Source organism: Gardnerella sp. c10Ua_31, assembly GCF_055700915.1.
Genome location: NZ_JANUYG010000002.1, coordinates 15,689 through 38,599 on the forward strand (window position 1 = coordinate 15,689; position 22,911 = coordinate 38,599).

Here is a 22,911-nt window from a genome sequence, read left to right on the forward strand (position 1 = left end):
CTTAGTTCTGCTTCTCTTCACTTTGCTTTTCGCTAATCTGTTTTTCGTCAATCTGCTTTTCTTCGCGATAATTTTCTTCGCGATTTTTATGATGAAGACGCATAAACGGCGTTGCAATAATCAAGTAAGAAACCCAAATCGCGAGCGCCCAGAACGGCAATCCCATAAGCAATCGAACAGTGCCAAGCCACACAACGTGATTTGTCAAATATAATGGCACTTGTAAAACGAGTCGCAGCGCAAAAACGCCAATCCATAATCCAGTAACATACATGTACGCGCGCTTAAGTGGCTTATAATCAAGCCATTCGTGCAGCCAAGCGCCAAAATTTTCCGTAGGCATTTTGCGAATCGACTCAATCACAAGCCCAAGAGCTGGCACACGCGCAATCAGCGAAATCGCAAGAAGAACACCGTACACAGCGTTTGTAATAAAGCCCATCATGTAGTAGTCGCGCGCTTGATGACTCGTCCACACCCAAATAAGGCAGATTCCAACGGAAACAAGCCCACTTAGCGCGCCCATAATCGACTGACGTTGAATAAGTCGCGCCACCACTTGCAAAACTGCAAGAGCTGCAGACGCAATAACTGTTGTTTGTACGTTCCGCGTTACAACAAAGCAAATAACAAACAGCAAGCCTGGCAGCATGGATTCAATTACGCCACGAACTCCGCCAATGGAGTCAATCACAGAAAACGCTTTTTCTTCGGATCCAATGGAAGCTAAAGAGGCTAATCCTGAGCGTTTTTTGTTGCGCGCATTTTTTTCCAAGACAATATCCTTTGCTGCATGACTTTTGCTATTCGACTTTTGCTGTTTTATTTTACTAACGAACTTCGGAGAACATTGGACCGCGAGTTAGCGTAGTTTTGACTTCTACCTGCTGATCTGCGCCAAGTGGCCCCTTTGGACGGCCTGGAATTTCGCCAGAATCACCATTGTTAGAATCAACATTATCAGAACCACCATTGTCAGAATCTCTAGGAACCACAACATCATGCATTGGAATCATATCTCTTGGTGCTAATGGCTCGCTTCCGCGATCTACAACAATGTCACTAAACCACTTATTAAGCAAAACTGCTTCATCACTCGCCTTTTTTGAATCGCCAGCAACCGAAGAATCGCCAGCAACCGAAGAATCGCCAGCAGCTACACCAGAAAAGACTCCACGAAGCATCCAACGCGGGCCATCCACTCCAACAATTCGCGTATCTACAGTTTTATCTTCCACTTCAACTGGCAATATAATCTCTTTGCCAAAAACGCCATTCACTTCCCTGGCATCAGAATTTCCCTTAAGCAAATCCGCGCGAACTTCGCTCCAAATTCCTTCTGTTTTAGGAGCCGCAAACGCCTCAACTTCTACGCTAGAAGACCTATACGTAACTGTTATGCCAAGAACTTGGTTAGACTCGCGCTGCTTTTTTACGCGCAACTCTATTCCTTGCAAATACGGAATGCGAATAGCTCCGAAGTCAATATACGTACTTAAATCAGGAACCTTTTCGTCTGAAATATTCCAAGGTCCTCTAAGATTTCCTCGACCCAAATACGTGTCTGCGCTGTATCCGCCTTCAATAAGCTCGTTTAAGGCCGAATTTTGGGATTGCAAATCCGCAAGATTTCCAGCATTTTTACTATCAGCTTTAGCCTTGCGCTTCGACTTAAACCATCCCATAATTCCTCTTTTCTAACGGCCAATGCCACTTTTACTCAACTTCACCAGATTACCACAAGCAAAGCAAAATCACACATTGTATCTTATGCTTAGCGCAGCATGGTCCGACCAACGCGAATCGTAGCTTGGCGCGCGATCAATCACGAATCCGCAAGCAGTTTCCGCAAGCTCTGGAGTAGCAAATTGATAGTCTAAACGCCATCCAACATTGTTATCAAAAGCCTTGCCGCGCTGACTCCACCACGTGTATGGCCCTTGAATATTGCCAGCAAGCATTCGCATAACGTCTACAAATTCATACTCGTTAATCCAGCGGTCGATGTACGCGCGCTCCTCTGGCAAAAATCCAGCACTTTTCTCATTCGCTTTAGCGTTTTTAATATCAAAAGGGGTGTGTGCAATATTAAAGTCACCACACAAAATCGCCTGATTTCCGCCACTTGCAGCAATATCTCTAAGCTCCCCTAATCGCGTAAGCATAGTGTCTAAAAAGCGGAATTTTTGATGCATTTTCTGCGGATCGTCAACATTTCCAGCGTGAACATACACGCAAGCAACCGTAATATCATACCCTTCAGGCGTATGCACGTCGGTTTCTATCCAGCGGCCAGAATCCACATCTTCGCTTAAACAAGGCAAACCGTAACGCTGCTCTACAACTGGCAAAGACGTTACAAGCGCTACTCCAGCACGCCCTTTTATATTGCAAATCTGATTTGTAACGCAAAATTGGCCGTCATTTTGCACAGATTCATCTTGCACATATTCATTTTGCACAGATTCGCCACTTTTAGACGCATACAAATCCTTGATTTTGCTCATAATCGGGTCGATCGCATCTTGCGGAGCACGAACCTCTTGCATACACCACACATCTGGAGTGTGATTTTCCACCCAATCAAGCATCCCCTTGCGCTCGGCAGCACGAATACCATTCAAGTTTGAAGTTGTAATTGTAATCATAAAATCCACTCTAATCGAATATGCGTATTACAAATGCGTATTACAAAATAGCAAGTATTAAATGGAAGATATTAAATAACAAATATTAAATAACAAATATTTTAATCTTTGCACACAGCTTTGCTACAGATTTTCCACTACCTTGACGCAACAGAAAGCATCCAATTTGCACGATTTTCCGCTTCTTCGTTAGAAACACAAACCATAAGCACGGTATCATCGCCAGCAACCGAACCTAAAATCCCCTTTAACGGCTGTCTATCAATAACACTAGCAACATATTGAGCAGCACCCGAAGGAGTGTGAATTACAACAATATTATTAGCAAATCCAACTTCTGTAATAAGACCAGAAAGAGTTCTTGCAACTTGCTGATCAATCCTAACCGTATCCATTGCGTGACGGTTGCCAGTGCCATCTCCCAAGACGTACGCAATTCTGCCATCTGTAAGGCGAATTTTAACAGCATTTATCTCGTCTAAATCGCGACTCAGAGTTGCTTGAGTAACATCAAAACCATTACGAGCCAAAACAGAAGCAAGCTGCGATTGAGAAGTAATAACCTCGCTTAAAAGCGCCTGCTCAATCGCGTTTAATCGTGCAGCCTTGGTTGCAGGACGTTGCTTGCCAGCAGAGTCATTATCATCAAAATTCCCAAAATTCTTCTTTGCGTGAGTCATAGCTGGCAAACCTTTCTAAAAAAACTATTCCAATCTAATATACATGTATATATGCATAACTTTCCGTATATTTACCAAGATTGGCTAATATTTACTAATATTTATTGATCTTTATTAATATTTGCATATTGGATATAACGAATATACTGAATAAAAATCACAATAAAATCACAATAAAAATGCGGCCAAACAACTAAAGAATAGTTATTCAGCCGCATTAATCAAAAGCTAATTCACGATTTTACACGCGCAAAGTTGCATGCAAATCTTTAGCCGCTTTTGTAATAGCTTCTCGAACCGCTTCCATTTCTTCGCCAGAAAGCGTACGATCTGCAGCTCTAAACGTTACCGAATAAGCAAGAGAGCGCAAACCATCTGAAAGCTGCTCGCCTTCATAAACATCGAACAACTCTATAGACTCAAGCAAATCGCCAGAAGCTTTAACAATAGCTTTCTCTAAGTCGCTAGCACTCAAAGAAGAAGGAGCAACAAACGCAAAGTCCTGCTTAACAGGTGGGAATGTAGAAACAGGCTTTGCTTGAACAGGCTTAACTTGCATAGCATTAAACAATGCGCTCAAATCAAGCTCGAATGCTGCAGAATGCTTTGGCAAATCCAAATTCTCATTCACGCTAGGGTGAAGCTCGCCAACAATGCCAATTTCAACATCGTCACCGCCATCAACAGCAACAAACACTTTGGCAGTACGTCCTGGATGCCAAGAAGCAGGAGCATCGTTTGCACTAAGCTGACGAATCTTAAAATCAACGCCGATGCGCTTTCCTAAACGCTGAACAGCTTCTAGAGCATCGCTGTAGTCAACGTCTCGATGCGTACCAAGCCAACCAGTTTCTTCTGCTTTACCAGTAAAAAGCGCTGCAACGTGCAAAGGCTGCTTAGGCAAACCAGCATCCAAAGCTGCAAGTTGAGCATCCGTAGGGCGAACCGAGCCAGGCAAAGCAGGAATTGCAGGAGCATTAGGATCTGCAAAATACACGTGGCCAAGCTCATAAAGCGAAACATTGCTCAAACCGCGGCGAATATTTCTGCGAACAGTTCCAGCTAAAGTGGTAAGAACATTCCTGCGAAGCCAAGGACGATCACCAGCCAAAGGATTTGCGATTTTTACGCTAACTTCAGCAACAGAATCAACATCTTCGCGGAAAGCATCAAAATCTTCCTTACCAACAAACGGGTAGCTCAAAGATTCAACTAAGCCCATTTCTGCAAGCTCGTAAGCAATAGCTCTACGAGTTGCTTGTTCCTGCGTTAAACCAGTTTTGCCAGTAACAGGAACAGCTGGAACCTTAACAGGAATCTCATCGTAGCCAACCAAGCGCGCGATTTCTTCAACCAAATCGCATGGATCATTCAAGTCTGGGCGCCAAGTTGGAGGCAAAACAGAGAACGAACCATTTCCGCCGCCAGCAACCGAGCAACCAATATCCGTAAGAATATCGCTAATGCGGTTCAAATCAATGCTTAATCCAGAAACGCGCTCTACCTCGCTAGCTTTGAAAACAATAACGTTTCTATCAACAGTATTGTTTACGTCTGTAGGCGTATTAGAAGGCTCTCCAGAGCCAATCTCGCTAAGCATTGTAACAGCCATTTGCGCAGCTGCAGGCTGAAGCTGAGTATCTACTCCGCGCTCAAAGCGGCGAGAAGCCTCGGTTGGAAGCTTGTGTCTACGAGCTGTACGAGCAATAGAAACGGGATCAAAGTGTGCAGCTTCAACAAGAATATTCTTTGTTTCGCTCGTCACTTCTCCATACATTCCGCCCATTACGCCAGCAAGTCCAAGAACACGCGAACCGTGATTTCCCTTTGGAGAATCGCAAATAAGCAAGTCCTCAACGTTAAGCTCTCTATCTTTGCCATCTAAAGTTGTTAAATGCTCTCCAGCTTTAGCACGGCGAACAACAATAGGGCCTTCAATCTTATCTAAATCATAAGCGTGAAGAGGCTGACCTAAGTCGAGCATTACGTAATTTGTAACGTCTACTGCAAGAGATATTCCACGCATTCCAGCGCGAGTCAAACGCCTACGCATCCAATTAGGACTTGCAGCTTGTGGATTAAAGTTGCGAACTACACGCGCATAGTATCGATCGCATCCAACAACGCCATGAATAGGGTTTGTATCTTCAATGCTAACTTCAATATCTGTAGACGCGTTTTCAACAGAAACTTGACTTGCCTTATTATTAAGTTCCACCACTGGATCCGTGTATGCAGCACCAGTTGAATGGTGATATTCGCGCGCAACACCCCTGTAAGAGAACGCGTATCCGCGATCAGGAGTGATGTTAATCTCTAGCAAAGGCTTGTTTAAGTGAAGAAGCGACATTGCGTCATCTCCAGGCTTTAACGCCTCATATTCTGCTTTAGAGAATCCATATTCGCGAAGCAAAATAATGCCATCGTGACTATCTCCCAAACCAAGCTCGCGCTCGGACGCGCACATTCCATTAGAAATGTGGCCGTAAGTTTTGCGAGGCTCAATCTTAAAATCGCCAGGCAAAACAGCGCCAGGAAGAGTTACAACAACCTTTTCTCCAGCAGCCATATTTGGAGCGCCACAAATAATTCCACGAGGAACCTTATTGCCATTTTCATCTACCTCGTTGTATTTATCTCCAACATCAACATGGCACCAATTAATAACCTTGCCATTCTTTTGTGGCTCTGGAGTAGCATCAACAACGTAACCTACAACAATAGGACCTGTAACTTGAGAATCGTGAATCTCTTCTTCTTCCAAGCCAACTCGCACCAAATCTTTAGCAAGCTGACTATAAGTCAAACCTTCTGGCACTTCAACATGATCTTTAAGCCAGTCAATATCTACCATTGGCATGAGTTACTCTCCCATCACAAACTGTTCTGCGAAGCGCTTATCGCCTTCAACTAAATCGTGCATATCGTTAATATCGTGACGAAGCAGCAAAGTGCGCTCCAAGCCAACACCGAAAGCAAATCCCGTATAAACATCTGGGTCTAAGCCTGCAGACTTAAGAACGTTCGGGTTAACCATTCCGCAACCGCCCCATTCAATCCAACCTGGGCCACCCTTTTTATCTGGGAACCAAAGATCCAACTCCGCACTAGGCTCCGTAAATGGGAAGTAGCTTGGGCGCAAACGGCTTTTTGCATCTGGACCAAACATTGCAACAGCAAGGCGATCGAGCACGCCCTTTAAATCTGACATGCTTAAGTGCTTATCTACAGCTAAAGCTTCGCATTGATGGAAAACTGGCGTATGCGTTGCATCAAGCTCATCCGTGCGGAACACGCGACCTGGAGACGCAATGTATAGAGGAACGCCTCGCTCAATTAGCGCGCGAACCTGGTCGGAAGAAGTTTGCGTACGCAAAACCATGTTAGATCCAACAAATCCTGCAGCATCCTTTGCCTGATTTCCTTGCACGTAGAAAGTATCTTGCATTTGGCGAGCAGGATGATCTGGACCAAAGTTCAACGCGTCAAAATCAAACCACTCAGTTTCCACTTCTGGACCTGCAGAAATCTGCCAACCCATAGACACAAAAAAGTCTTCAAAATCTTCAATAATACGCGCTATCGGGTGGCGAGCGCCAAGCGGCTTACGATTTATTGGCAAAGTCATATCAACTGTTTCTTTTTGAAGCATATTTGCTTCTTCAACAGCTTTAATACGCTCTTGCGCAGCCGCAAATTCCCTACCAAAATCAGCACGCAAAACAGACATTACTTTGCCAGCTTCTTTCTTTTCTTCTACTGGAAGACTTCCAATAGCTTTGCTAGCAAGTGTCATTGCAGACTGAGCGCCAGCATACTTAGTTTTTGCCGCTTTTAGATCTTCCATTGTTTTAGCGGCTTGAACACAAGCAATGCCCTCTTTTACTACCTTTGTAATTGACTTTGCGTCAAATGGCTGACTCTTTGCCACAGCACCCTTCCTATCCGTGTATGCGTACTTTTGTGAAGCATTCAAAAACGTCTCAAATCCCCATTTTTCGCTCATGACTAGACATAGCCAAGCCCATTAGCATTACCGCTGCACTGGTTGCTAAGTTCATTGATTCCGCTTTTCCGTAGATTGGTATTACCGATATTTCGTCTACTTTATTTAAGACTTCTTGCGGCAATCCTCTGGCTTCGTTTCCAAATAATATTGCGGTATTAGACGGATTATTAGATGTATTATTAGACGCGATATTATGCGCATTAGACACATTATTAGACGCGATATTATGCGAATTTCTAAACGAATCTAAAACACTCGCAAACGACTTTGGTTTTTTATTTTCCGTTCCGTAAATATCTGCAGCAATCACTTTGATTTTTGCATTTTTTGCCCAATCAAACCATTCGTTTTCGCTCATTTTTACTACTGGCAAGTGGAATAACGATCCTGCACTAGATCGAACAAGCTTTGAGTTAAATCGACTTACGCAATCGTCAACAAAAACAACAGCATTGCATCCAGCTACGTCTGCAACGCGAATAATCGCCCCAGCGTTGCCTGGGTCTCTTACTTGCCAACATGATGCAATTAATATGTCTTTATTGTTGCAAGATTTAGCATCATCGACAACTTCTTTCTCAATCTCATCAATCTCACTAATCTCATCGATTTCGCTAATCTTGCCAATCTTATTAAATTCTTTACTAAATTCTTCGTCTAAAACCTTAGAATCGCAAAGTGCAACAATCCCCTGGCAATCCGTGCTGATTTTTCGCATAACTTCTGCTGTTGCAGGATGAACATAGCAATTATTCTTTAATGATTCGTCAACGATTTTAGCGATAACTTCTATAGGGCCACCACTACTAACGCTACTATATCTACGATTACTGCCACTATTAACAGCATCTTGCAAAACATAAATGTCTAAAATCGACTTATGCACGTACCGTACAGCTTCCCTAACGCTTTGCGGTCCTTCAACTAAAAAGCGCCCATCCACTCGCGATTTTGCACGACTTATTGCGCAAATACGCTTAACGCGATCGCTATGCGCGTTGTCTATTAACTCTTTTAACGGCATAATATCACTCTACTTTACATATAGTTACAACACGCGTAAATGTTGCAATACAAAACTACTCAACGAAACTACTCATGATGTTCCGACGAACTTTGAGTGGTATATCCTTCAGGTTCTAGTTGGAATGTTGTGTGCGAAACAGAAACTGGAAAATGCTCACGCAAACAATCTTGAAGCTGGCTTAAAATATCCGCACACTGCCCCATCGTCAAATCGCGCTCAACAACAACATGCGCCATAAAAATAGGCATTCCTGTAGAAACAGTGCTTGCATGCAAATCGTGAACAGCAAGAACGTGCGGAACGTGTTCAAGATGGTCACGAACTTTTTCTATATCCAATCCTTCTGGAGTTTGCTCAAGCAAAACTTTTACAGCATTTTTAAGCAAGTGCAACGCTCTAGGAATCATCAAAATTGCTATAATTCCGCCAGCTACAGCGTCGAAACCGCTCCAATTTGTAGCTATCATAACTAATGCAGAAACAACTACTGCTACAGAGCCTAAAGCATCGTTCATAACTTCCAAAAACGCTGCTCGCATATTCATATTGTCTTTAGATTGAGAAACAAGAATTATAAGCGAAGCAATATTTGCAAGAAGACCTAGAATACCAAAGAAAAGCAGCTGACTTACACCGTGAATTTCATTATGACTTGCGCCAAAAAGACGCATCCCCGACTCCACAATCGCATAAACGCCTACAAAAAGAAGCACAAGAGCGCCAGCTGCAGCAGTAATCACTTCTAGCCTTGCCCACCCCCAAGTGCGCTTTGCATTAGGCTTTTTGCGCATTAAAATCGCAGTAACCGTAGATGCAGCTAAAACGGAAATATCCGTTAGCATATGACCAGCATCAATCAGCAAAGAAATCGAATTAGTTAAAATAGATCCGATTACTTCTGCCAAAAACACAATTGACGTTAACGCTAGTGATAGCGAAAGCTTATGCTGATGCGCGTGACTTGCGCTAATAGCATCTTGCAAAGAAGCGGCATTAGTTCCAGAAGTACTTAAATCATTCTTCTCTAAGATTTCACTGGAAGAGTTTGACAAATGATGATTATTCACACAAATCTCCTATGTTCATACAAATAAGTATCTCGATATCGTTTCTCAATATCATTCCCAATATGCCTTATACGAAATGAACCCCAGCCTAAGCTAGGGTTCACGCATAAACATCTAAAGATTAATTATCTAAAAACTTATTCTATTATTACTATTCGACAATTAACGCGCCGAGATGATGGGAAGTTGATTCGGCAATCAAATCATCTTTGAAATTGCCATTATCCGCCGCGTCGATTATTTCCATAGCATCGTCAACAACATTTGATTTCAAAGCATTAATCCAATGAATACGCGAGTCTCTTCCAAACCAGCCCATTTGCTTGCGCGCAAGTCGCCTAGTTTTTTGCGCAATATCGTCAAATGCTTCATCTTCACTACAAACCCCATCTAAATAGTCCATTATTTGCTTGTATCCCAAAGCCCTTATAGCAGTAACACCAAGCTTTGAGCGAATCTCTTTAACTTCGTTTACAAAACCCTGCTCGCGCATCATTTTTGTGCGAAGATCCACTCGTGCATCTAAATCTTCTCTACTTAAGTCCAATCCGATTTGCACGCAATCAATCAAATACTTGTATTTTGGCAAAGTTGCGGAATACGGCTTACCTGTTAGCTCAATAACTTCTAGCGCGCGAATTGTTCGGCGCGAATTTCTTGGATCCATATTTTTAGCAGCCACTGGATCCAGCCTTTGTAATTCTTCAAAAAGAGCCATTGCTCCTTGCGATTTTTCGCGCTCTTCCAAAGCTTTGCGAACATCAGGATTCGTGCCAGGAAAAGTTATATCATCTACAGCAGCGCGAGCATATAGACCAGAACCTCCAACAAGAATCGGGCGAATACCTTTTTCTTGCAAATCGCGTATGCATTGGCGCGCAAGCGTTTGAAACTTTGCAACGCTCATAGATTCTTGAGGATCAATAATGTCTATTAAATGATGCTTAACCGCGCTTTGCTCTTCTTTAGTGGCTTTTGCTGTACCAATATCCATATAACGGTACATTTGATATGCGTCTGCGTTAATAATTTCCGCTTTTACACCACGTTCAGCAAATTTCTTTGCAATCGCAATACCAAGACTCGTTTTGCCAGATGCTGTTGGTCCTACAATCGAAATCACTTTCGGCGGTTTGCACACAATGCGCTCCTACGTAGCAAATTTAAGCTAATAAAATTTAAGCTAATAAAAATAGACTTACTTCTTCTTAGCTTTTTTAGACTTTTCCGCAAGCAATCTAAGAGTATCTGCAGCTGCTTCTTCTGGAGCATGAGTATGGTGTTCCTCGTCTCCAGGCAAAGGATTAGCATAACCAAGATTCACATTAAGCAAACGCTCTGCTTGAGCCTCGTCAATCTTTTCCGAAAGCGCAATCTCCGATATAAGAATACTGCGAGCGCGAGCAAGCATACGCTTTTCTCCAGCAGAAAGTCCGTGTTCGTCAACGTCTCGCTGCGACAAATCGCGAACAACTTCCGCAATCTTATTAACATCGCCCGTGGCAATTTTCTCAACGTTAAGCTTGTATCTTCTAGACCAATTCATTTCTTTTTCAATGATTGGCGTACGCAAAATCTCAAAAACTTTAGCAACTTCTTTGGCGCCAACAATGTCTCTAACGCCAACTTTTTTAACATTATCTACTGGAACGTTAATCTCTAAACCATCTGAAGACAATACGACTAAGCGCAAATATTGCCTAGTAACACCCTTAACAGTACGTTCACTAATTTCCTCGACTCTAGCCGCACCATGACGAGGATAGACGACCATATCGCCGACTTGATAACCCACAGAACCCTCCGTATGCACAGAAAAACTCATTTCAGTTTCCCATAAGGCAAAGACTTGAGTGCTGCTAAATTATTTTTTTGACTTATTAGCCAAAGTTTACTCAAAACACACAAGACATACGCAAATAATGTTGTATGATAGACAACATGAGTACAGTATCTAACATCAATGAAGATGCAATCGCAGTGGCCGTTCGTCAAGACGTGCTTGCTGCGGTGAGCAACGCAGAATATTACAATCCGCACGAGGTCCTTGGTGGACATCTCGGAACTGGCAAAGGCGCTGGTACTGCCACTGTTCGCGTTTTACGACCAATGGCCAAGAAAGTAACAATTCTCACTAAGAGCGGCGAATACGAAGCTCAGCACGAATACAATGGCATTTTTGTTGCCACTATTCCTGCAACTAAGCACGCTAAAAGCAAAGAATGGTCTGTTCCTAGCTACCGCATACGCACTGTAGAGGTAGATGGAACTGAGTCTGTAGACGACGATCCGTACCGCTACTTGCCTCAAATCGGCGATATGGACATGTACCTGTTTGGCGAAGGCAGGCACGAAAAACTTTGGGAAGCACTAGGTGCTCATGTTAAAAGCATTACTGATTCTTGGGGTCTTGTAAGCCCAGAAACAGGCAAAATGGTTAAAAAAGTTACTGGAACATCCTTTACTGTGTGGGCTCCAAATGCTCGCGCTGTAAGAGTTGTTGGCAACTTTAACTATTGGAATGGCCGCCGTCACGCAATGCGTTCACTTGGCTCTAGTGGCATTTGGGAGCTTTTTATTCCAGGAGTAGGCGCAGGCGAGGTTTACAAGTTTGAGATTATGACTCAAGCTGGAAACTGGATTATGAAGGCAGACCCAATGGAGCGCTCGCACGAAGTTCCACCTAACACTGGTTCTGTTGTTGTTGACTCCGACTTTAAGTGGCACGATAACGAGTGGCTTGAGCATCGCGCAAAGACGAATGCACACGATGGTCCTGTTAGCATCTACGAAGTTCAAGCAAATAGCTGGAATCGCGATTACGACAATTATCGCGAGCTTGCAGATCACTTAGTTGACTACGTTCAGCAAGAAGGCTTTACTCACGTTGAGTTTATGCCTCTTACACAATATCCATTCTCGGGATCTTGGGGATATCAAGTTACTGGCTATTACGCTGTTGATTCCAGACTCGGAAGCCCAGACGACTTTAAGTACTTAGTAAACAAGCTCCATAAGGCTGGCATTGGTGTGATTATGGATTGGGTTCCAGCACACTTCCCTAAGGATGACTTTGCTTTGGGTAGATTCGACGGCACTGCGCTTTACGAAGACCCAGATCCACTTCGCGGCGAGCACCCAGATTGGGGAACGTACATATTTAACTTTGGCAGACACGAGGTTCGCAACTTCTTGGTTGCTAACGCGTGCTTCTGGCTTAGCGAATATCACGTTGATGCTTTGCGAGTAGATGCCGTGTCTTCTATGCTCTACTTGGATTACAGCCGCAAAGCTGGCCAATGGCGTCCAAACATGTATGGTGGACGCGAAAACCTTGAAGCTATCGACTTTATTAAGGAAGCAAACGCTACTGCATACAAGAATAATCCTGGAATTATGATGATTGCAGAAGAGTCCACTGCATACCAAGGCGTTACTGCTCCTACAGACATGGGCGGCTTAGGCTTTGGCTTAAAGTGGAACATGGGCTGGATGCACGACACTTTGCAATACCTTAAAGAAGAGCCGATTAATCGCCGTTGGCATCACAACGAAATCACATTCTCTATGGTTTACGCGTATTCCGAGCATTACGTGTTGCCACTTAGCCACGATGAAGTTGTGTACGGCAAGGGATCTCTTCTTGGAAAGATGCCTGGAGACGAATGGCAACAGTTTGCTGGCCTTCGAGCGCTCTTGGCGTATCAATGGTCTCACCCAGGAAAGAATCTTCTGTTTATGGGCGGAGAAATCGGCCAGTCTTGCGAATGGAACTTCAACAATTCGCTTAATTGGCACGAGCTTCAATGGCCATTCCATCAAGGAGTTCAAAAGCTGGTTGCAGATCTTAATGCTTTGTATAAGAGCTCTAGGGCATTCTGGAGCCAAGACTTTACGCCAGACGGATTCCAGTGGCTTACTAGCGACGATTCCGACCACAATACATTAAGCTACATGCGAATCGGAGACAACGGCGAAGAAATCGTTGTTGTTGTTAACTTCTCTGGTCAAGCTTGGCAAGATTACCAAGTGGCATTACCTAAGGGCGGAAAGTGGCAAGAGATTCTTACTACAGACGACGCTAAGTATTGCGGATCCGATATTCACAACGGCACATTTACTGCTGCAGCCGAAGAGTATCATTCCAGGCCGTATTCTGCAAGGATTACTGTTCCAGCACTTGGAGCTGTATTCCTTAAGCCACTAGATTAAGTTAATAATTAAATAGCTAAAAAGGAATCTAAACTAGGTAAAATGTTGGACACTCCATTACAAACAAGTGCTCCTCGAACAATTCTTGTTGTAGAAGACGAGCCAGATTTAGCTACAGCTATAGCACAAAGAATTGCTGCTAGAGGTTGGAAAGCTAGAGTTGTTTGCGATGGAGTGTCTGCCGTTAAAGCAGCGTTAAGCTTAAAACCAGACCTTATAATCATGGATATTATGCTTCCGCTTATGGATGGCATAGAAGCAACGCGAAGAATAGTATCTAAATGCCCGATTCCTGTTCTTATGCTTACAGCAAGAGACTCAGAAGCAGATAAGTTGGCTGGACTAAGCGCAGGAGCAGACGACTACGTTACAAAGCCATTCTCCCCTAGAGAGCTTATTGCAAGATGCGGTGCGCTTTTAAGAAGAGTTGAGCGCGCTGCAATAATAGCAAAAAGAGAACAATACAACACTTTAATTAAGTTTGGAAACTTGATTATTGACACAAAGCAGAGACTTGTTACGATTGGCGAAAAAGCAATCCACTTTACGCCTACAGAATTTTCTTTACTTACGACTTTTGCAAATCATCCTCACGAAGTGTTAAAAAGAGAAACGCTTTTAGAAAAAGTCTGGGATTGGCCAGATGCTTCGGGAACGCGCACAGTTGATTCCCACGTTAAATCTTTAAGACATAAGATTGGATCTGATTGGATTCGCACAATACATGGAGTAGGCTACGCTTTTGAGCCACCTAAAGAAGATTATGAGCCAGAATTTGATTCTCAAAAATAGCAAAGATCATAAGAACATAAAAAATAGCAATCTGCTAAAGCGTTCATTAAAAAATTCAATGAAGAATACTCTAAAAAGCCCACTAAAAAACCCACTGCCTCATCCTAAAAGCGCAATAGGATTTTTTACGTCATTAAAAGGCGAATTGTCTGCGATTATTGTTTTTGCAACCGCTATAGCATTTGTTATGGCATGGTTTTTACTAAAAGTTGGATTAAGTGGTTGGATTGCAATGCCACTAACTCTTGCAGTTGCATTAGGAATAACATACGCGTTTTCTAGAGGATTAACTTCCCCACTTAGACAAATGCGCGATGCTGCAGAAACGATGGCAGATGGCGACTATTCTGTGCGTGTTCAAATCGAAAGCAGAAAAGACGAAGTTGGAAAACTCACTCTTGCTTTTAACGAGATGGCAGAAGAACTAGAGCACGCAGACAACATGCGCCGAGACCTTATAGCAAACGTTAGCCATGAGCTTAGAACGCCTGTTAGCGCTTTGCAAGCAATGGTAGAAAACCTTGCAGATGGCGTTGTGGAGCCAACGCCTTCCAATATGGAAGCAATCGTAAATCAAACACATAAATTAGCTGATTTAATCACTTTTCTTCTTGACTTATCTAGAGTAGAAGCAGGCGCAGAAAGCCTTGTTATTACAAGCTTTGACTTTAAAGACTTTATTAACAACATTGTAGAAACAGTAAAAATCGCAGACGCGGGTCACAATCACAGCATAAGTCTTAATATTGAGAACAACATTATGCTTGTTGGAGACAAAAATCGCCTATCTCAATTGTTTACAAACGTAGTATCTAACGCAATCAAACATTCTGCAGACAACACTAAGATTCTTATAAGCGCTAAGTCGAATCACGAAAAAAATATTTTAGTTTGCAATGTTATTAATTTTGGAACACAAATTCCTGAAGAAAATCGAGCAGACATTTTCCGCAGATTTGTTAAGGGAAATCAAGGAATGGGAACAGAGTCTGGAGGAACTGGATTAGGACTTTCTATTGCAAGATGGGCTGCTCTGCTTCATCACGGAAACATTAGAGTTGTAGACGATAAGCGCGGAGTTAATTTTGAGATAACATTGCCGCTTACATATAGCGAATAGAAAGATTGCGCAAACTTTAATAGCATAATCGCGCAAGGCTCATAATCATGCAAGGCCCATAATCACGCAAATCTAAGAGTATAAAACGCTTTCTTTAGACCACACTCCAGCCAGCGCAAAACATGCAAAAACAGTAACACCGCTTTTATTTAGCTCTTTAACACAGTTTTTTAGCGTAGACCCCGTGGTAATAATGTCGTCTATAATAATCACTTTGCACCCGCTTTTAATGCCCTTTACGTTTACAGATAAACCTTTAGACGTGCGCAAAGACCTTTGCCTACTCCCCCTTGCTTGAACCGATTTTCCCCTTACATTAATCATTTTAATTGCTTTAACAAAAGTAGCATCGATGCCTTGTTTTTTAAGACTTTTAACAACATTTTTAGCTATTGGATCCATATGACTTCTTCCGCGCTTTCTTTTAGACGCAAAAGACGAAGGAACTGGAATAATGGCCACTTTGCTTGAGCTTCCAACAACACTAATAATCAAGCTAAAAAGCAAGTTAGAAAAAGGCTTATCTAAAAGTTGGTTTCCATGATCTTTCCATTGCAAAATACACCTTCTTACAGCCCATCCGTATGTTGCACAAGAATAAATATTTTTGCAAAACACTCCGCTAAACGGATCCATATGCCACTTACTAAACTTTGATTTGCATTCTTTGCAAAGTACGCAATCTGCAATTGAGCAGCCAGCACAAGAAATTGGAAAAGCAAGATTAAGAATGGTCTTAAGCAAATTTACCCAAGAAACGTTGGAAATAAGCCGATTTTGTTTGCTTTTGTTAAGGTTTTTGTAAATCATAAAAAGACGATAACAATGCTAAAAACAAATGGCAATAAAATTAGAGCAATGTGGTTAAAGGCTTTTTACTTAAGACTTTAGTTAAGTATTTACTTAAGACTTTACTTAAAGACTTGCCAATAGCTTAGAGCATAATTCAAAAGTGTTATTAGGATTTTTTACGCAAATCGCAAGCGCTCCTGTTAAAGAAGTTGGGTAATCGTTACCACCTTTATACATACGATCTCCCACAAAAGCAACAGATTTTAGCGAAATTTCGCAAATACTACAAAGAGAATCAAGAGCATAAGCCTTGTTGTTTCCTTTGCAAACAATATCAACACTTGTCTCTCCGCCAGCTCGCACAGAAAAGTCGGGCAAATATGCAGAAATTTGTTCAGCTAGCTGCTCCTTTAGCTTGCCGCTAGGATCCCAATCCTTTTTAAGTTCGATTGGAGCAAGCTGCCCTAGTGCAGAAAAAGTGATTTGAGTACCACGATTTTCTATTTGACTACCCCAAAGGTCTTTGTCTCCACTACTTTTTAGCAATCCCATTTTTTTAGCGCAATCTTTAACAACGCAAATAATTCGATTTGCGTCTTTTACGGAAATCGTGTGAGAATACACGCATTTAAGACTGCCATCAACAATTCGATAATAGCTTGTTCCATTAGTTGGCATAATGTGAAAATTGTCTAAATTCGTAGAAGCAGGCAAAACGCTTAGAACTTGACTTTTAACAAGTCGCAAGTCTCCACCCGTAATTAGCGCAATTGGCATTTTATTGATTAAATCGCCAAAAACCTTGCACATTGGACTAGTCATAGGCTTTTTAGAACATGCAAGAGTGTTGTCTAAGTCAAAACCAATAAGCGAACACAAAGCAAGACGCTCACAAATCCCCTGCTCATTGTACTCATGAATATTTGGCTCCAACGCTTTCCTCCTGTACAAACTGTGCAATTCAAGTATTCCATATTATCAACATATTTACTACACCGTTTTGTGTTTGCATATTAATCAAATGCCCTAGCGTACAAATAAAGTTAAGTGTATGACGTCTTTAGTATGGGAACAAAAAAGATATAGAAACCGCCACGGACGCGGCATGCGTGCGCCAATGTTTGGCACGCGACTTCCTAGATACAGAACAGCCAGCGGAATGTTCGATTCAATGGTAGCAGCTCAAATTAGAAGACTTAACAGTGCTTGGTCAAATCTTATAAAAGACGTTCAATTTGCTGTAGAAGATGTTCCTCCAAGCCAGCCAGTTTTGTGGGAAAGTAATAAAAGAATAATGTCTCAAGCTTTTCCTGCATCTAAAGGAATACCACAAAGAATAGTTTTGTACAGACTTCCACTATGCACACACGTTACTAGCAGAGCTGAGCTTCAATACGCGATTAGAGACGAAATAGTGCAACGTTTAGCAGAATTGTACGGAAGAAGACCAGAAGAAATCGACCCAGATTGGGGATTGTAAATAACAGCCTAAAAAGCCCTAAGTCTACTTTACAATCGAAGGATTCGAGCGAACTTTAACACTTATACTGTTAGGGTCAAGCGACTTAGAAGGAATCCATGCAACGCCTGCAAAACCAGCATCGTTTACTGCTTTTGATTGAATCCTAGACGCAAACGAAACGCCAGACTTAGATTTAATAGTAAACATAACAGCTTTAGGATTAATATCTTTCGCTAAAATCGTTGAAACAGTATAAGACTTAACTTCAATAGTCTTAGACGCTACTTTTAAGCCAGAAGAATCGTAAGCACTAATCTTTACATTGGCATTATCAACAGATCCGTTTGCAATATGTAGCGAAGTTTCGTCTGCAGAAAATGGGGAAACAAGCGCACTATTTGTAATAGAACGAACTGAATTAACAAAAGCAATATCGCTTTGACCATCTTTGCCACTTTTTTCAACAGAAGCCATAGCAAAAATCGGAACGCTACTTTGCGCAAAAATCGCCCCAACGCCCTTAGGTACTTCTGGTAAATCAACAACTTGAATTTGTCTTGCACTAAAATCTACTTGCTTTATGCTCTTTTTTCCAGAATCATCAAGCCAATACAAATCGACTTTTCCGCTTTTATTAGACCAAATATAAGCTTTAGCTTGATCACCCTCAATAACACCTGGCAAAACAGGCTCTAAAGATGCTGATTCTTGCGGAGAAATAACATCCACGCCTTTAGAAACAAGACCAGATGAACGAATAAACTTAACGAACGACGAAACTGGAGCCTGTTCGCTTAAAACTTGAATATAAAGGCCATCCGACTTTTCTGCAGCTGCAGAAATGTTAAAGTAAGCGTCACTATGCGCTGGAACAGTAAAAGTGCTTCCTGTAGAAAGATTTAGTTGCGCGCCCGATTTATTAGTTGACCACGCTTTAACGCTTACAACAGTAGGCTTAGACGAAAGATTAACAGAGTTTAATCTTACAGAAACACCTTCCGCTATTCTTGGAATAATAAAGTTTTGGCGCATTGAAGGAGATACGCAAGAAGTGGCCGATAAGCCTTTTAAGTCGCCGTTTTTAGCCCAAGATGCAACAGATGCAGCAGACCCAGTTCCAGATTGCGCACTTAAAAGACTACTTTCCAAAACTTGAGCGTCTTTATCTACATTACTTTCTGCAAAATAAGCTCTATCTTGGCTTTCGCTTGAATCACTAGGATCACTAGAAGAACTAGAAGGATTGTTAAAAGATTTGTTAACTAAATCTTTAGAATCGCCAGCATATTTTATGCCATTAAGAGTGGACTTGTAAACGCTTCCAAAAGACGCATATCTGGATACTGACTTTAAGTCTCCTTCGGATTCTTGAAACTCGCTATCGCCATATTTTGCTGAATCTGGTAGAGCTATTCTGCTAGGGCAAACTGTTTGCAAATTTGTAGAACCAACACGCTTTTCTACGCTTCCAATAGGAAAAATCGGGTCGTCTGTTAGCTGTTTTAGTGGGCATACGCAAGACGCAACAACTGCACAAGAAACCAGTATTGCTGCGCTTAAAATAGACAAAGACCACAGTTTGAATCTTCTAAAACGAACAGAAGCGCTAATCGAAGCAGCATCTTGTGCATGACGATGACTATTTTTAGAATTCGTATCTGACTTCATTAATCTACCTGCCATTTATCCGTCTAATCAATCATAGCTTCTAACTAATCATCCTAATTATTCACGCTCTAATTATTCACGCTCTATTACGTTATTGCTGTTAAAACGAGGCAAAGCAACCAGGCAATACAATAGCAGCACTAAAGCAAAAACAACAATCCATGGAATTCTCCAAGAAAGCGGACGCGAATGGCTATAAATCGAAGTTTTAGAAGAAGACATATCTGCTACATCGTCGAATCTGCAATACGTTCCATGACTAGATGAAACAACAAGCTGAGTTCCTTCCGAAGCGTTTACGTTTGCAATCAATTTTTCTGTTGCGTCTTTATTTGCGTCTCCTTCTAAGCTAATCATTGAATTATTAGCCGCTAAATCGTTTTTGGCTTTAGAATCATTAACAATGTAAATTCCGCCAATACCAAGCTGCTTTAAGGTTACAATCGACTCATCGCTTGCGTGAGAAAGAAGCTTAGAAGCCGCGTAATAAAGCGTATTCGTACTAGGAGAATGCCCATATAAAACATCTCTAACTTGTAAAGATGGAGATAAGTCAACTAAATCGCCACGAGCGGTACGCATAAGCGAAATATTCAACTCACGACTATTCACAGCTTTAATCGCAAGAACGCGATTTGCACTATTCTTATTTAGGTAGTCCGAAACAACCATTGGCAGGCCACTATCGCTTGCGTAAACGGAGGTTACAGGTCCGCTAATAATCGCAAATAATCCAAGCAAAGCAGCAACTGCAAAAATTCCAAAAGCTAAAATTCCTCTTGCAAGATGAATAAGCTTTTTCATCATTGCTTTAGCAGAACGATTCATAGCTGCACGCTTAGAAACGCGAGTAGTGTAATCGTCTGGATTATTGTCTTGATTAGCAGAATTAGATTTTCGCAAAGGCTCAAATCTACGAACTGCTTTTCCTGCAACCATGCACATGCATGCAAGAACACCAAGAGCGCTCAAGCTTACGCCTGGAAGAACACTTGCACTAATAGGACCGTCAAAATCGGATGCAACAACAACGCGGCAAGCGACTAAAGAAAGCACCATTCCGCTAACTATTACAACCCACATCATTCTTGAAGCTCTTAAAGCAAACGGAAGAGCAAGCGCGCACAAAGCCATTAGTACAGCTAAGGCTGCGAACACAATCATGATTATTCCGCGAAGTTGCAAAATTAACATTGAACCCGAAGAAAAATGATTCAAATCAATGTTAAACGCTCGAAGCAAAACATCTATATAACTACTAGCTCTAGGAGCGCCATTTATTTTTTGAGAAGGCAAAGCCATACTAGCAAAAATTTGACGCCACATTCCAGTTCCAAAATAGCGCACAACGCTACCAAGTGTTGGCAAAAGAACCAAAACAGATGGAACAGGCATTAGCGCAAGCATAAAACGATGCGAGCGCACCATAATTATTGATGCAACAAAAATAACAAACATTGGCAGCAAAAGCTGAGGACTTGCAGCAAGTGGAACCATAAAGCACAAAGATGCACAAGCTGCGCTTTGGATTGACGCAACTGGAACAACAGGGTCTTCTGTAACGTACATTCCTACAGCGTGGAAAGCGAACGCAAATGCAGCTGGCAAAAATACCATTGTTAGAATCATTGGCAAATCGCCTCTAGCAAAAACGCCAAAAGCCATCGCAATCATTGTCCAACAAAGACCAGAGCACACTCGCACAATGTCTGATCTAGTAAAGACGCCTGCGAGCGCCCAAAAACTTAGTAGCATAGCGGGGGCAGCAAGGAAAAATATGGCGTTTATTGCAGCTAGCGTGTTACCACCAAACACAATGGAAGCTAGCATCCAAATCATAAGAAGCGGAGATGGAGGAAGAGGAGATGCAAAACCGTCGTCTGGAATGTATGCTCCAATCGCAGCATTAAATAAATCGCTAAAACTTGTTCCAGTAGAAAGAAGCTGGCTTGAATAAAGCGAAGAGCCAGAAAGAATCTTGTTAATTGGCGCTCCGTAAAGAAGTATTACGGTTGCAAAAACAAGAAGAGATGCACAAATTGCTGCGCTCCACCTAAACAAAACTCTTCTATGCAAGTGTTTTCTTGCAAGTGGACTTAAAATAACACCCTTTTTTTGAGTCTTAAAAGCAATAGTTTTGTCTTTCCAACGCGTAATTTGACTACGACTTGCTATAAGAGAAGTGAGTCGTTTTAAGGAAACTTTTGAAACTCTAGACACTCGTCTTCTTGCAAAAATAGCGCGAGGTAATTGCGCTAACGCAATCCAAGGAAGCATAAGACGCATAAACGCAACATACGGCTGCTTAGCAAACAAAGATTGAAGTGCGCGGATTATTGACATTGGAACAGAGCAAAGCCAAATAAGAGGCCACATAATAACGCTAACATCTGTATACATGTATCTTTGCTTTGCCATAATCGAATAAGCTAAGCCGTAGCAAATATTGGTTTTTTCTGCATCGCGCTCTTCGCCACTCCTAGTGCGAAGACCGTCAAAACGTGCTCTTCTATGCGCGATTCTGGCTTGTGGTACAACAACAACTCGCCCACCGCTTAAAACGACTCGCCTACAAAAATCGTTAGACTCTTCAAAAGTGGTAAGCCAAGGCTGAGTTCCTCGCATTGTCTGCCAAGTGCTAAGCGAAACTAAAGCGCCTGCAAGAGAAACAGAATAAACGTCTCCCCTAAAATCGTATTGCTCTTGATCTGGCTCGCCTTCTACGCTAAGTGAATGCACTTTATGCTTCCACGCATACATGCCAACGTTATGAAGAATTTTTCCTTGCCAATCAACTTGTTTTGCACCAAGAACGCAAGCTGTTGGAGTGTTTCGCCAAGTCTCTCTTAAAGCTTCCAAGCATTTTGAATCGCAAGGTTTTGAATCGTCGTGCAAAAGCCATAACGACTTAACGCCTTGCAATGGCAAAAGTTTTCTTAAAGACTTTTCTACAGCATCTCCAAATGATTTTGCAGACTTAATAGGAAGAATAACAACTTTTACTTGCTTATATTGTTTGTAGGATTCAGCATTATTGCCACTGTACGCATTGCCATACGCATTACTAAAAGCTTGATTTCCGTTGGAAAAATCTGCACTAGAAATTAATCCCGATAATTGAGTTGGCTCTATTTGAACGTCAAAAGACTTTACTAACTCTTTTTGTGTTCTATTAGCACAATCAGCTACAACAATAGTTCCAGGAAGAACACTTTGATTTATAACCGCTTGCAAAGTTTCTTCGTAAAACCGCGTATCTTGCTCAACGCTCATTATTGAAACAATAGAAGAATCAACCTCGCGAGGCTTTATTCTATTCATAGCAGAAAAGACTTGTAAAACATCGTTTTCAAAAGTGCAAGTTTCAGCGGTTATTGAATCCATACATAACAGTTTACGCAAGGGGTATGTATTATGCATGTTAAAATCTCAAT

At 42.0% G+C, this 22,911-nt stretch carries 18 protein-coding genes; 4 read left to right on the top strand and 14 right to left on the bottom strand.

Annotation, left to right across the window (positions count from 1 at the left end; translation table 11 throughout):
- Nucleotide 1: 1 nt before the first annotated feature.
- The 10 genes from NYP55_RS02560 to NYP55_RS02605 all read right to left on the bottom strand — a co-directional run bounded on the left by NYP55_RS02560 (nucleotide 2) and on the right by NYP55_RS02605 (nucleotide 11,226).
- Nucleotides 2–775, bottom strand: a complete 774-nt coding sequence (locus tag NYP55_RS02560) for a DUF3159 domain-containing protein (protein WP_004574628.1) — start codon at nucleotides 773–775, stop codon at nucleotides 2–4.
- Nucleotides 776–830: 55 nt separating this feature from the next.
- Nucleotides 831–1,685: a DUF3710 domain-containing protein gene (locus tag NYP55_RS02565; protein ID WP_004574629.1), complete on the bottom strand. Its 855-nt coding sequence runs from the start codon at nucleotides 1,683–1,685 to the stop codon at nucleotides 831–833.
- A gap of 69 nt (nucleotides 1,686–1,754) precedes the next feature.
- Nucleotides 1,755–2,648 carry an exodeoxyribonuclease III gene (locus tag NYP55_RS02570; protein ID WP_004574630.1) on the bottom strand — a complete coding sequence of 298 codons (894 nt, stop codon included), beginning with the start codon at nucleotides 2,646–2,648 and terminating at the stop codon, nucleotides 1,755–1,757.
- Between the two features lie 137 nt (nucleotides 2,649–2,785).
- Nucleotides 2,786–3,328, bottom strand: a complete 543-nt coding sequence (locus tag NYP55_RS02575) for an arginine repressor (protein ID WP_004132008.1) — start codon at nucleotides 3,326–3,328, stop codon at nucleotides 2,786–2,788.
- A gap of 241 nt (nucleotides 3,329–3,569) precedes the next feature.
- Nucleotides 3,570–6,188 (bottom strand): phenylalanine--tRNA ligase subunit beta, encoded by a 2,619-nt coding sequence (pheT, locus tag NYP55_RS02580; protein WP_102704688.1) that lies wholly within the window; start codon nucleotides 6,186–6,188, stop codon nucleotides 3,570–3,572.
- A gap of 3 nt (nucleotides 6,189–6,191) precedes the next feature.
- Complete coding sequence (pheS, locus tag NYP55_RS02585; protein WP_415680780.1) at nucleotides 6,192–7,259, bottom strand: phenylalanine--tRNA ligase subunit alpha; 1,068 nt, start codon at nucleotides 7,257–7,259, stop codon at nucleotides 6,192–6,194.
- A gap of 52 nt (nucleotides 7,260–7,311) precedes the next feature.
- Entirely contained in the window at nucleotides 7,312–8,361 is a 1,050-nt protein-coding gene (locus NYP55_RS02590) for a TrmH family RNA methyltransferase (RefSeq protein ID WP_415680771.1), read from the bottom strand.
- Between the two features lie 68 nt (nucleotides 8,362–8,429).
- Nucleotides 8,430–9,431: a cation diffusion facilitator family transporter gene (locus NYP55_RS02595; protein WP_004574945.1), complete on the bottom strand. Its 1,002-nt coding sequence runs from the start codon at nucleotides 9,429–9,431 to the stop codon at nucleotides 8,430–8,432.
- Between the two features lie 151 nt (nucleotides 9,432–9,582).
- The gene (gene miaA / locus NYP55_RS02600) at nucleotides 9,583–10,572 is read right to left on the bottom strand and encodes a tRNA (adenosine(37)-N6)-dimethylallyltransferase MiaA (protein ID WP_472781531.1); all 990 of its coding nucleotides are present in this window, start codon (nucleotides 10,570–10,572) and stop codon (nucleotides 9,583–9,585) included.
- Between the two features lie 57 nt (nucleotides 10,573–10,629).
- Entirely contained in the window at nucleotides 10,630–11,226 is a 597-nt protein-coding gene (locus NYP55_RS02605; protein WP_346284357.1) for a CarD family transcriptional regulator, read from the bottom strand.
- A 146-nt stretch (nucleotides 11,227–11,372) separates the two neighbouring features.
- On the opposite strand from NYP55_RS02605, the gene glgB reads away from it, so the two are divergent.
- Genes glgB through NYP55_RS02620 form a run of 3 tightly spaced genes read left to right on the top strand, consistent with a single transcriptional unit; the run spans nucleotide 11,373 to nucleotide 15,555 of the window.
- Entirely contained in the window at nucleotides 11,373–13,643 is a 2,271-nt protein-coding gene (gene glgB / locus NYP55_RS02610) for a 1,4-alpha-glucan branching protein GlgB (RefSeq protein WP_472781532.1), read from the top strand.
- A 42-nt stretch (nucleotides 13,644–13,685) separates the two neighbouring features.
- Nucleotides 13,686–14,435 (top strand): response regulator transcription factor, encoded by a 750-nt coding sequence (locus tag NYP55_RS02615; protein ID WP_004131998.1) that lies wholly within the window; start codon nucleotides 13,686–13,688, stop codon nucleotides 14,433–14,435.
- The gene (locus NYP55_RS02620; protein ID WP_115761585.1) at nucleotides 14,407–15,555 is read left to right on the top strand and encodes a sensor histidine kinase; all 1,149 of its coding nucleotides are present in this window, start codon (nucleotides 14,407–14,409) and stop codon (nucleotides 15,553–15,555) included. The genes NYP55_RS02615 and NYP55_RS02620 overlap by 29 nt, the downstream gene beginning before the upstream one ends.
- A gap of 72 nt (nucleotides 15,556–15,627) precedes the next feature.
- Here NYP55_RS02620 and NYP55_RS02625 read toward each other — a convergent pair whose 3' ends face one another.
- Both NYP55_RS02625 and NYP55_RS02630 read right to left on the bottom strand, forming a co-directional pair.
- Complete coding sequence (locus tag NYP55_RS02625) at nucleotides 15,628–16,365, bottom strand: ComF family protein (RefSeq protein ID WP_472781533.1); 738 nt, start codon at nucleotides 16,363–16,365, stop codon at nucleotides 15,628–15,630.
- A 105-nt stretch (nucleotides 16,366–16,470) separates the two neighbouring features.
- Nucleotides 16,471–17,280 carry an HAD-IIB family hydrolase gene (locus NYP55_RS02630; RefSeq protein ID WP_032812807.1) on the bottom strand — a complete coding sequence of 270 codons (810 nt, stop codon included), beginning with the start codon at nucleotides 17,278–17,280 and terminating at the stop codon, nucleotides 16,471–16,473.
- A 118-nt stretch (nucleotides 17,281–17,398) separates the two neighbouring features.
- Between NYP55_RS02630 and NYP55_RS02635 the strand changes: the two genes are divergently transcribed.
- Nucleotides 17,399–17,827, top strand: a complete 429-nt coding sequence (locus tag NYP55_RS02635; RefSeq protein WP_004131993.1) for a metallopeptidase family protein — start codon at nucleotides 17,399–17,401, stop codon at nucleotides 17,825–17,827.
- A gap of 24 nt (nucleotides 17,828–17,851) precedes the next feature.
- Here NYP55_RS02635 and NYP55_RS02640 read toward each other — a convergent pair whose 3' ends face one another.
- Together NYP55_RS02640 and NYP55_RS02645 are read right to left on the bottom strand one after the other, a co-directional pair.
- Nucleotides 17,852–19,477 (bottom strand): DUF5719 family protein, encoded by a 1,626-nt coding sequence (locus NYP55_RS02640; protein WP_004574641.1) that lies wholly within the window; start codon nucleotides 19,475–19,477, stop codon nucleotides 17,852–17,854.
- Nucleotides 19,478–19,549: 72 nt separating this feature from the next.
- A complete protein-coding gene (locus NYP55_RS02645) occupies nucleotides 19,550–22,861 on the bottom strand; it encodes a glycosyltransferase family 2 protein (protein WP_016800775.1) in 3,312 nt (1,103 codons plus the stop codon).
- Nucleotides 22,862–22,911 lie beyond the last annotated feature (50 nt).